Below are 12,103 nucleotides of genomic sequence, written 5' to 3'. Positions count from 1 at the left end.
TTTTTAAAACTGTTAAATGACAATTGAATAGCAATGGATACAAAAGAATTACTAAAAAAAGTTCGTAAAATAGAAATTAAGACACGTCGTTTGTCTAATCATATTTTTGGAGGAGAATACCACTCAACCTTTAAAGGGCGTGGTATGACTTTTTCTGAAGTTCGTCAATATCAATATGGAGATGATATTAGAGCTATTGATTGGAATGTAACTGCACGCTATAACGAACCTTATATAAAAGTTTTTGAAGAAGAACGCGAGCTTACGATGATGCTTGTGGTAGATATTTCTGGTTCTGAATCGTTTGGTACGTCAAATCAATTTAAAAAAGATACAGTTACTGAAATTGCAGCAACATTAGCGTTTTCTGCCATTCAAAATAACGATAAAGTTGGTTTAATTTTATTTTCTGATCAAGTAGAACTTTACATTCCGCCTAAAAAAGGAAAAAGTCATGTTTTACGAATTATTAGAGAGCTAATTGAGTTTAAACCAAAAAGTAAGCAAACAAATATTAGCGAAGCTTTAAAGTTTTTATCAAACATTATGAAAAAGAAAGCCATTGTTTTTATGCTTTCTGATTTTATGGACGATGCTTACGAACGCACTTTAAAAATAGCAGGTAACAAACACGATGTAACCGGAATTAGAGTGTTTGACAAACACGATGAAGAAATTCCTAATTTAGGAATGGTACCAATGCTTGATGCAGAAACCGGCGAAACTCATTTAGTAAACACCAGTTCTTCATCCGTAAGAAAACAATATAAAACAAGCGCCTTACAATTGGCAGATTATTTTGAAACCACTTTTAAGAAAAGCGGAGCAGGTACCATAAATAATCGTGTAGACGAAAGTTATGTGAAAAATTTATTAGGCTATTTTAAACGAAAGTAATAATTGTATATTTTAATTGACAACATAAAAATGAAAACAAAATTACTTTATATATTCTTACTTATTTGTAGTGTTGGTTTTTCTCAATCTAACAAAATAAAGGTTGAAGTAGACACGACTAATATTAGAATTGGAGAGCAATTTCAATACAAAATTTCGATTGATGAAACTGAAAATGTTATCATTCCGAAATTAACAAACTTAAAAGGTTTAGAAGTTGTAGATACTTTAAAGGTTGATACAATTAAAAACAAATTGATTCAAAAATATATTTTAACAGGTTTTGATAGCGGAGCATTTTATATTCCGCAACAACAAATTTTTATTAAAAACCAAGCTTTTTTAACCGACAGTTTACTTATTAATGTTGCAACCGTAGCCATTGACACTACAAAAATTAAAAAGTTTGAGATTAAAGGCATTAAAAGCGAACCTTACCGATTTGATGATTTTAAGAATTATTTTTGGTGGACATTCGCAATACTTTTAGCAATTGGGCTACTGCTTTACTTCTTCGTTTTTAAGAAGAAAAAAGAAGTGGAAGAAAAAATTATGGTTCCAGCATTGCCGCCTTACGAGGAAGCTATTGAAAAACTACAAAAATTAGACGAAAAATTATTGTGGCAAAACAATAAAATTAAAAAATATTATAGTGAATTAACTGATATTATTAGAGCCTACATAGAGCGAGAATTAAACATACCTGCTTTAGAGGTTACAACTGATGAATTAATTGCTATTTTAAATGATTTTAACGATATAAAATCGATTGAAACCGATAAAGAAACCATTTATAAATTACGAAAACTATTACAAGAATCTGATTTAGTAAAATTTGCAAAATCTAAACCAATGGCACATCAAATTGAAGCCGATCGTAAAGATGCAAAACTTGTAATTGATAATTTAAAACCTAAAAAAGAAGTTGTAGAAGATGAAGTGGAATAATTTTGAATTTCATAGTCCGGAATTTTTATGGTTACTAATATTAATTCCGTTATTAGCATTCTGGAATTTTTATTCTAGAAAAAAAGATAGCGCGCAATTAACAATTTCAAGCGTTAAAGGCTTTAAAGTACAAGGTAATATTTTATCAAAATTAAAACCTTTATTATATCTATTGCGCTTATTTGCTTTAACTTGTTTAATCGTTGCTTTAGCAAGACCACGAAACGTAGCGGTAAGTAAAAAAACAAAGTCGAACAGAGGTATCGATATTGTTATGGCTATTGATGTATCTGCAAGTATGCTGGCAAAAGATTTAAAACCAAACCGATTAGAAGCACTTAAAAGAGTGGCTACTGATTTTATAAATCGACGACCAAACGATCGAATTGGAATTGTAGTTTATGCGGGTGAAAGTTTTACACAAACGCCAATTACAAGCGATAAATCGATTATAAAAAGAACCATTTCTGAAATTAAATGGGGGCAATTAGAAGGCGGAACCGCTATTGGTATGGGTTTAGGTTCGGCAGTAAACAGACTAAAAGAAAGTAAAGCTAAAAGTAAAGTTATCATTTTATTAACCGATGGTGTAAACAATGCTGGTTTTGTAGACCCGAAAACAGCAACCGAATTGGCAAAAGGCAACAATATAAAAGTATATACGATTGGTATTGGTACGAACGGAATGGCTCCTTTTCCGTGGGCAAAAGACCCACGAACCGGTAAAATTTCTTTTAGAAATCAACAAGTTGAAATTGATGAAGCTTTGCTAAAACATATTGCCAAAGAAACCGATGGTAAATATTTTAGAGCTACTAATAATTCTAAATTAAAAGCGATTTATGATGAAATTGACAAGCTTGAAAAAACAAAAATAGAAGAATTTAAATATTATAATTACACTGAAAAATATCGATTATTAGTGTTTTTAGCCGGAATATTTTTACTGTTAGAATTCGTATTAAAAAACACCTTATTTAAAAGTTTTATATAACAAATGTATCGTATAGAAGAGCCAATATATTTTTATCTGTTTGCAATTATTCCTATAATAATTGTTATTTTCTTGTTGGTTTTATGGTGGAAAAAACGCACTCAGAAAAAATTTGCAAATGCAGGATTGTTAGCAAAAATTGCACCTAATTCCTCTACCTTTAAATCCGTTTTAAAATTGATTTTCTTTTTAATCGGAATTTCATTTTTAATCATTTCATTGGTAAACCCTAAAATGGGAACCAAGTTAAAAACCGTAAAACGCGAAGGTGTTGATGTTGTTTTTGCTTTGGATGTTTCTAAAAGTATGCTTGCCGAAGATATTGCACCAAACAGGTTAGAAAAATCGAAACAAATTATATCAAAAATTATTGATAAACTTGGTAGTGATAGAGTTGGAGTAATTATTTATGCAGGTAACGCATACCCGCTATTACCTATTACTACCGATCATGCGGCGGCAAAAATGTTTTTACAAAATGCCAATCCAGATATGGTTTCGAGCCAAGGAACCGCTATTAACGAAGCCTTAAATTTAGCCAAAACCTATTATAATAATGATGAGCAAACCAATCGTTTTTTAATTATTATTTCTGATGGTGAAGATCATCAAGAAGAAACCAAACAAATTGCGCAAAACATAGCAAACGAAGGTGTAAAAGTGTATACTGTTGGTGTTGGTACCGAAAAAGGAGGGCCAATTCCTATAAAATTAAACGGTGCACTTATTGGCTACAAAAAAGACCGAAAAGGAGAAACGGTAATTACCAAAAGAATGTCGCCAGTTTTGCAGGATATTGCTGAAGCATCTAACGGAAAATATATGGATGGTAACAAAACAGATAATCCTGTTGATGTTATTCAAGATGTTATTGCTAATGCGCAAAAAAGCGAGTTTGAAACCAAACAATTTTCTGATTACAAAGATCAATTTCAATGGTTTTTAGGTATTGGATTGCTATTTTTAATTATCGATTTATTTTTCTTTGAAAGAAAAACAAAGTGGGTTAAAAAAGCCGATTTATTTAACGAAAAAGAATCATAGATTTTATTTTATAAAAAATGAAACAACTAAAAAATATACTTTTTTTATTTTTAATACTGATTACTGTAAGTACATCGGCACAACAAGATACTTTAAAGTTACAGCGCGAAGCAAGAAGTTTGTTGCGTGAAGGAAATAAATTATATAAAAAGGAAAAATATGGTGATGCTGCCATTGCCTACCGTAAGGCATTAGGTAAAGACAGCCAATATGAAAAGGCGAGTTATAATTTTGGAAATACTTTATATCAAGAAAAAAAATATAAAGAAGCAGTTGCGCAGTTTCAAGTAACCGCAAAAACAGCAAAAGATAAGTTTGCTAAAGCTGAAGCTTATCATAATATCGGAAATGCTTTGTTAGAGCAAAAACAATATCAACAAGCTGTTGAGGCTTTTAAAAATGCTTTGCGTAAAAATCCGAATGACGATGAAACCCGTTATAACTTAGCCGTTGCTCAAAAAAATGCTAAAAAAGAGCAAGAAAAGCAAAAAAATAAAGACGACAAGAATAAAAAAGACCAAGACAAGAAAGATCAAAAGGATAAAAAAGATCAGAAAAACGACAAAAACAAGGATAAAAAAGGCGACGATAAAGATAAAAAGGACGACAAGAAAGATCAGGATAAAAAAGACAACAAAGACCAAAATAAGCCAAATAAAAAGGATGAGAAAGACAAAAAACCTCAACCTCAGCAAGCAAAAATGTCTCCTGAACAAATGAAACAGTTGTTAGAGAGTTTAAACAATGAGGAAAAGAAAACTCAAAAGAAAATGAATGTTAAAAAATCGAAAGGAAGAAAGGTAAAACAAGAAAAAGATTGGTAATTTTTCTGTTTTTAAAATCTTAATTATTTTTACGTTTTTCTTAGAATGAATATGAAGCTGAAATTATACATAACACTATTAATCTGTTTACTAACATTTACTATTAATGCACAAGAATCGGCATTAAAAGCAACTGTTAGCAAAAATAAATTGGGCGTAAATCAACGTTTACGTGTTGAATTTGCAATAAATAAACAAGGTGCAGATAATTTTACACCTCCAAACTTTAAGAATTTTAAAATTGTTGGTGGCCCAAGTCAATCTGTAAGTCAATCTTGGATAAACGGTAAGGCAACTTTTAGCCAATCGTACACCTATATTATTCAGCCAAAACGAAAAGGGGAATTTAATTTACCTTCAGCATCAATTGAAATTGATGGAAAAAAAATAAAATCGAATTCAGTAAAAATTATTGTTTTAGATGCTGTTGAGATTCCTAAAGACCCAAACGACCCAAATTATATAGCCCAACAAAACATTCACTTAGTTGCTGAACTTTCTAAATCGCAACCTTATGTAGGTGAAGGAATTTATGCTGAATATCGCTTGTATTTTAGTGAAAATATCGGAATTTATGACAACGCTATTACTGAAGCGCCACAGTATAATGGATTTTGGAATCAGGAGATAAAAAGAAACGGAACACCTGTTAAAATAGGAAATTATAATGGCGAGCGTTATCGTTATGTAATTTTACACAAAGCACTTTTAATACCTACTAAAGAAGGAAAATTAACAATAGACCCGATGAAAATGGATATTATTGTTGCGGTACCTACTGGACGTGCCGATTTTTTTGGTAATATGATAACTAAACAGGTTCGTAAAGAGTTTTCATCAGCTAAAAAAATAGTGCGTGCAAAACCTTTGCCTCTTGAAAATAAACCTGAAAATTTTACAGGAGCCGTTGGGCAATTTTCTTTTAATGTTGCTTTAAGCAAACATACTTTAAAAGCCAACGAATCATCAACAATAAAGGTAAGTATTAATGGTAATGGAAACTTAAAATTATTTGAGTTACCAAAAATTGAAACCCCTAAAGAATTAGAAGTTTACCAGCCTGAAAGAAAAGAAAAAGTAAGTGTTATTGCTAACGGACTAAGAGGTTCTGTTACCGACAACTACACTGTAGTTCCTGAATTTAAAGGGAAATACAAAATTCCAAAAACAAGTTTTTCTTATTTTAATCCGAAGGAAAAAGTATATCAAACAATTACCACCGACGATTTATATGTTGATGTTTTAGAAGGTAAAACACTGCCAACTACAACGCCTACAAATTCGACCACTAAACAAAGTGTAAAAATTACCGGTAACGATTTTAAGTACATACAAACAGCTACAAGTCTTGCGCCAATAAAAACATTTAATTTCTTTAAATCTGTATTGTTTTATCTGTTATTATTTTTACCGATAATTGCCATACCTGTTGCTATTTATATCCAAAAGAAAAAGGAAGAACGAGACGGAGATATTGTTGGTAATAAACAACGAAAAGCTGATAGGTTGGCTAAAAAATATTTATCTGAAGCTCAAAAAGAATTAGGAAATAAAGAAGCTTTTTATGAGGCTTTAGAAAGAGCTTTACATAATTATTTAAAAGCTAAATTAAGGGTAGAAACAGCAGACATTAGTAGTGAAAAAATTACTGATTTACTTTTAGAAAAGAAGGTAGATAGTACAAGTGTTAAAAACTTTATTGAGGTGTTAAACGATTGCGATTTTGCAAGATATACACCAATTACCAATGTACAAATGACCGAAGAATACGAAAAAGCAAAGCAAGTAATAACACAATTAGATAAGCAATTATAATGAAACAGATTATTGTACTTTTAGTGTTTTTAACTTCAAACATTTTCATGGCACAAACTGCCGATGATATGTTTAACAACGCTAATAAATTATATAAAGAAGGTAAATATGTAGAAGCTATTTCTTTGTACAAAAAGATAGAAACCACTAAAAACATTTCGTCTGAATTATACTATAATATGGGTAATACTTATTATAAACTAAATAAAGTAGCACCCACAATTTACAACTACGAAAAAGCACTTTTATTAGACCCTTTAAACGAAGATGCGTTTAATAATTTAATAATAGCAAAACGTTTAACTTTAGATAGAATTGAAGAATTACCTAAATCTCTTTTACAGAAAATAAACGAAAAATTTTTACAAAAATTCACTTACAACACATGGGCTGTCATTGTTGTTTTACTGTCTTTTTTAGCTTCTTTTTTATTTTTAGCATATTATTTTTCGTACACACCAAGTAAAAAAAGGTTATTTTTTTCTACCAGTATTTTATCTTTTTTATTGTTGATTATTACTGTAACCATTACTTTTACGCAGTATAATCAATCAAAAAATAATATTGAAGCAATTATTTTTGCGGAAGAAATTGAAATAAAAAATGCTCCCACTAAAGATGCCGATGAAATTTTCACTTTACATGAAGGCACAAAAGTAAAAGTATTAGATACGGTGGATGATTGGAAAAAAATAAAACTAGTTGATGGTAAAACAGGTTGGCTATTATCTGAAAATGTAAAAATCTTAGCTAATTTTTAACAAAAAAATACAAAACCTTTCTTATTTTTGCTCCGATTTATAAAAAATTATACTTGAAAGTAAAAATTGCACTCTTTTTCTCTATCCTATTCATGAGCATGATTGTTGCACCTACAATTATTACTTTAATCGACCAAGATCAAGATATTTCTATCTTCTTAAACTTAACTGAAGAGGAAGAGGAAAATCAAGCAAAAAAAAACACGAAAGAAATAAAAATATATTCTGCGACTAATTCAGATATATTTTTCATAAAAACTCAGAAAATAAAAAATGTAATTTATCTTTCTAAAAATTACGTTTCTGAATTTTTAAAAATAACAACTCCTCCACCAGAATTTGCTATCTAATTTTTAAAATTATTTAGAACAAATTATTCATTTTTCAATCAAAAAAATCACTCTGAATTTTCATTCGGAGTATAAATATATATTTTATGTTTAAAAAAATTAAAAACGATTTCCCTGCAAGTATTGTCGTGTTTTTCGTAGCATTACCATTATGTTTAGGTATTGCATTAGCTAGTGGAGCACCTCTTTTTTCTGGAGTAATTGCCGGAATTATTGGAGGTACCGTTGTAGGAGCCTTAAGTGGTTCTAAAATTGGAGTTAGTGGACCCGCAGCAGGTTTAGCCGCCATTGTTTTAACTGCCATCGGAACTTTAGATGGTTATGAAAACTTTTTAGTTGCCGTTGTTTTAGGAGGGGTTATTCAACTTGTTTTTGGTGTTTTAAAAGCCGGAATTATTGGTTACTACTTTCCATCATCAGTAATTAAAGGAATGTTAACCGGTATTGGTATTATTATTATTTTAAAACAAATTCCACATTTTTTCGGATATGATGCAGAACCAGAAGGTGCCGATAGTTTTATTGAAGCATCAGGAGAAAACACATTTTCTGCCATTTTAAATGTTTTTGATAATATTACTGTAGGATCAATGGTTATTGGTTTTATTGGATTAGGTATTTTATTATTATGGGATAAAGTTCTTAGTAAAAAAGGTAAAATTTTTAAATTAATACAAGGACCTTTAGTTACCGTTGTAGTAGGTATTATTTATTTTGTAGCAACACAAGGTAGCGAAACATTTTCTATACAACCATCACATTTAGTTAGTGTACCAATTCCAGAAAATTTATCTTCATTTTTAGATCAATTTACATTTCCAAATTTTAGTGCGATTACAAATCCTGATGTTTGGGTTACAGCTTTTACAATTGCATTAGTAGCTAGTTTAGAAACTTTACTTTGTGTAGAGGCAACAGATAAATTAGATCCGCATAAAAATGTTACTCCAACTAATAAAGAATTATTAGCGCAAGGAACAGGAAATATCTTATCTGGTTTAATTGGTGGTTTACCAATTACACAAGTAATTGTTAGAAGTTCTGCAAATATACAATCGGGAGGAAGAACAAAAATGTCGGCAATTATTCATGGTTTACTTTTGTTAATATCGGTAATTTTAATTCCGAATTTATTAAATAAAATACCACTTTCTGTATTGGCAGCAATTTTATTAATTGTAGGTTATAAATTAGCAAAACCTAGTTTATTTAAACAAATGTACACTTTAGGATGGAAACAGTTTATTCCTTTTGCTGTAACAGTTCTTGGTATTGTTTTTACTGATTTATTAACCGGTATTTCATTAGGTTTAGCTGTAGGAGTAGTTGTAATTTTAATTAAAAGTTACCAAAATTCTCACTTTTTACATATTGAAGATAAAAGTAATGGCGTACATAAAATTAAAATGACTCTTGCCGAAGAGGTAACTTTTTTTAACAAAGGAGCAGTATTAAAAGAATTAGATAGCTTACCAAGAGATACGTATTTAGAATTAGATGTAACCAAGACTAGATATTTAGACAATGATATTATCGAAATTTTAGAAGACTTTGCATATAAAGCTAAAGAAAGAGATATTAATATTAAACTTATTTCTGAAAGAGGGATTATCGAAAATCCACCTAGTTTTATTCAGTTTTTTAAATTACGTCCAAAAGCAGCATAAACTAAAGCATTATGAAAAAACAAAACATATTAGTGCTTTCAGACTTAAAAGACTCTACTAACAGCACCTTAAAAAGTGCTGTTAGTATTGCTAAAATGATTAATGGAAATATCGATTTACTTCATGCAAAAAAACCAATCGATGTTGTTACCAAAGAGAGTCAATTATCAGCAATTAGAACCTTAAATAAAGATTCTATCGAAACCAGTAAGAAAATTAAAAACATCATAGATCCGACTGCAAAAGAATACGGTCTTACTATTAATTATAAATTTTCTGTTGGTAATCTTAAAAACGAAGTAGAACAATATATAGAAGAAAAATCGCCCGATGTAATTGTTTTAGGTAAACAAAAAAAATCGCCTTTTAATCTTTTAAATAATAATGTTACCGATTTTATTATAAATAAATTTAATGGTACTGTTTTTATAATTCAGGATAAAAACGAATTAGAACCTAGCAAACCAATATCATTAGGAGTATTAAATAGCGGAAAATCTTTTTTAACATCTAAGGCTACAAAAAATATTGCAACACATATTGTTAAACCAATTGTATCTTTTAACCTTTTTAAAAACAAAGAAGAAGCAAGTGTTCTTAAAAATAATTTAGATAAAGAAGATGTTAGTTATGTTTTTGAAAAAAACAGTAATACTATTAAAAATTTAGCTAGTTACTTGGTAAAAAACAAAACACATCTTTTACATATAAACAGAAAAGATAACAAAGAATATTTAACAAAAACAGATATTAAAACTGCAATTAACAAATTAAACGTATCGCTAGTATTAACATAGTGGCAATACAAACTCCATGAAATGGTTTAAAATATAAAAAAAGTTAAGAAAATGTTTTCTTTTAAAGCTAACATAAATACATATATCCTATTTTATTTTTTAATAATTAATTATCTTAGTAGCTACTTAATGTAATATTTTTATGAAAAAATTATTTTCAAATTTTAAAGGAGATTTATTTGGTGGTATTACTGCCGGAATCGTAGCGCTACCATTAGCATTAGCTTTTGGAGTATCTTCAGGACTAGGACCTAGTGCTGGTTTATATGGTGCTATTTTTATAGCTTTTTTTGCCTCTTTATTTGGTGGTACCGATACGCAAATATCAGGACCAACAGCACCAATGACAGCAGTAAGTATGGTTGTAGTTGCTGGTATATTAGCTGCCAATGATGGTGATATTAATAAAGCTTTGCCTGCAATTTTAACAGTATTTTTACTTGCCGGTTTATTTCAGGTGGCTTTAGGAGTTTTAGGCTTAGGAAAATACATTCGTTACATTCCTTATCCGGTAGTTTCTGGTTTTATGACCGCTATTGGTTTAATTATTTTGGTTACACAAATTTTACCTTCTGTAGGTTATTATCCTAAAGAAGACACTCAGTTTGTAGAGCAATTTAAGCCGCAAGCGGAAGAGCTAATTTTAGAAAACATTTTAAAAGAAGAAGCTGGTGAAGGTATTTTGGTTTTAGAAAATTTTAAAGAAACAATTAAAAGATCTGAAGCAACAACACAAGCCGATATTTTAAAAGAAAGTAAAACCTTAGCTGGTAAAGAAGCTTCAGGAGTTTCTGGCGCCATAAAAGTATTACCAAGAGCTTTAAACAACATTAATTGGCTAGAACTAATTTTAGCCTTAAGTACTATTTTTATTATCTACGGATTTAAAAAAATTACAACCGTAGTACCAAGTACACTTGTTGCTTTAGTTGTAATGACAGGTATTGCTTTAGGTTTTGGGTTAGAGTACCGCCCTATCGAAGAAATTCCAGGAGGATTTCCGATTCCAAATATGGATATTTTCACTAATTTTAGTATCTCAAGTATCACGCCTTATATTTTTACAGCATTAACATTATCGTTATTAGGTGCAATTGATTCATTATTAACCTCAGTAGTTGCAGATAATATGACCAAAACAAAACACAAACCTAATAAAGAATTAATTGGGCAAGGTGTTGGTAATACTATCGCAGCTATTTTTGGAGGGCTTCCTGGTGCTGGTGCAACAATACGTACCGTAGTAAATATTAACTCAGGTGGTAAAACTAAATTATCAGGAATGGTTGCAGGTGTAATGCTGCTAATTATCTTATTAGGTTTAGGACCAATTGCCTCTAAAATTCCAGCTGCAGTATTAGCGGGAATTTTAATTACTGTAGGTATTGGCGTGATGGATTATAAGGGATTAAAAGCGATTCCTGCTTTACCAAAAGATGCTAAAATAGGCCCTTTTAAAGTAAGTTCTGAAGTAATTATTATGTTAGTTGTTTTGTTCTTATCTACTTTTTGGAACCTAGTTTATGCCGTAGGTATTGGTTTAGTAATTGCTTCTTTAATGTTTATGAAAAAAATTGGTGATTTAACCGCCGAACGTTCTGATGTAAAAGCATTAAATGAAGAGGCTTGGGCAGATGAAAAAGATTTCCCTAAAGAATTATCAGAAGAAGTATTTATAAAACACATAAAAGGACCTTTATTTTTTGGATCAACAAGTGATTTTCAAGCATTAGCAAAACAAATTCCTACTACAGCTTCGCATGTAATTATTCGTATGGGAAGAATGCAGTATATGGATCAATCTGGATTGTATGCTTTAGAAGATATACTCGTAGATTTAGAAAAAAACGGCATTACTGTTTTACTAGTTGATATTTTAAAACAACCACGTTATATGATGGAACGTATTGATATTGTTCCTGATTTAATTTCAGAAAAACATATTTTCGAAACTTTTAATGATTGCCTTTCATGGGTAAAAACAAACATTAAAAACAAATTATAAA

The 12,103-nt window shown here is 30.0% G+C and carries 11 protein-coding genes; all 11 read left to right on the top strand.

The genetic code is table 11. The features are described 5' to 3' along the window. Nucleotides 1-33 precede the first annotated feature (33 nt). The 11 genes from ACN5J5_RS07005 (at nucleotide 34) to ACN5J5_RS06955 (ending at nucleotide 12,102) form a co-directional block, all read left to right on the top strand. Nucleotides 34-897 (top strand): DUF58 domain-containing protein, encoded by an 864-nt coding sequence (locus tag ACN5J5_RS07005; protein WP_418644218.1) that lies wholly within the window; start codon nucleotides 34-36, stop codon nucleotides 895-897. Nucleotides 898-927: 30 nt separating this feature from the next. Continuing rightward, a complete protein-coding gene (locus ACN5J5_RS07000) occupies nucleotides 928-1,845 on the top strand; it encodes a hypothetical protein (RefSeq protein ID WP_418644217.1) in 918 nt (305 codons plus the stop codon). Beyond that, the gene (locus tag ACN5J5_RS06995) at nucleotides 1,832-2,839 is read left to right on the top strand and encodes a vWA domain-containing protein (protein WP_418644216.1); all 1,008 of its coding nucleotides are present in this window, start codon (nucleotides 1,832-1,834) and stop codon (nucleotides 2,837-2,839) included. The genes ACN5J5_RS07000 and ACN5J5_RS06995 overlap by 14 nt, the downstream gene beginning before the upstream one ends. A 3-nt stretch (nucleotides 2,840-2,842) precedes the next feature. Next, on the top strand, nucleotides 2,843-3,883 hold the full coding sequence (locus tag ACN5J5_RS06990) for a VWA domain-containing protein (RefSeq protein ID WP_418644215.1): 1,041 nt from the start codon (nucleotides 2,843-2,845) through the stop codon (nucleotides 3,881-3,883). A 17-nt stretch (nucleotides 3,884-3,900) separates the two neighbouring features. Then, nucleotides 3,901-4,707 carry a tetratricopeptide repeat protein gene (locus ACN5J5_RS06985; protein WP_418644214.1) on the top strand — a complete coding sequence of 269 codons (807 nt, stop codon included), beginning with the start codon at nucleotides 3,901-3,903 and terminating at the stop codon, nucleotides 4,705-4,707. Nucleotides 4,708-4,758: 51 nt separating this feature from the next. Next, a complete protein-coding gene (locus tag ACN5J5_RS06980; protein WP_418644213.1) occupies nucleotides 4,759-6,522 on the top strand; it encodes a BatD family protein in 1,764 nt (587 codons plus the stop codon). After that, nucleotides 6,522-7,283, top strand: a complete 762-nt coding sequence (locus ACN5J5_RS06975; protein ID WP_418644212.1) for an SH3 domain-containing protein — start codon at nucleotides 6,522-6,524, stop codon at nucleotides 7,281-7,283. The genes ACN5J5_RS06980 and ACN5J5_RS06975 overlap by 1 nt, the downstream gene beginning before the upstream one ends. 53 nt (nucleotides 7,284-7,336) lie before the next feature. Further along, on the top strand, nucleotides 7,337-7,633 hold the full coding sequence (locus tag ACN5J5_RS06970; RefSeq protein WP_418644211.1) for a hypothetical protein: 297 nt from the start codon (nucleotides 7,337-7,339) through the stop codon (nucleotides 7,631-7,633). An 86-nt stretch (nucleotides 7,634-7,719) separates the two neighbouring features. Then, on the top strand, nucleotides 7,720-9,300 hold the full coding sequence (locus ACN5J5_RS06965) for a SulP family inorganic anion transporter (protein WP_418644210.1): 1,581 nt from the start codon (nucleotides 7,720-7,722) through the stop codon (nucleotides 9,298-9,300). Nucleotides 9,301-9,311: 11 nt separating this feature from the next. After that, nucleotides 9,312-10,097 carry a universal stress protein gene (locus tag ACN5J5_RS06960; protein ID WP_418644209.1) on the top strand — a complete coding sequence of 262 codons (786 nt, stop codon included), beginning with the start codon at nucleotides 9,312-9,314 and terminating at the stop codon, nucleotides 10,095-10,097. A 142-nt stretch (nucleotides 10,098-10,239) separates the two neighbouring features. Next, the gene (locus ACN5J5_RS06955; protein WP_418644208.1) at nucleotides 10,240-12,102 is read left to right on the top strand and encodes a SulP family inorganic anion transporter; all 1,863 of its coding nucleotides are present in this window, start codon (nucleotides 10,240-10,242) and stop codon (nucleotides 12,100-12,102) included. Nucleotide 12,103 lies beyond the last annotated feature (1 nt).

Origin of the sequence: Tenacibaculum insulae (assembly GCF_964512435.1) — a bacterium.
GTDB lineage: Bacteria > Bacteroidota > Bacteroidia > Flavobacteriales > Flavobacteriaceae > Polaribacter > Polaribacter insulae_A.
Note: the sequence above shows the minus strand (reverse complement) of the source record. Positions and strands in the feature narration are given on the sequence as shown.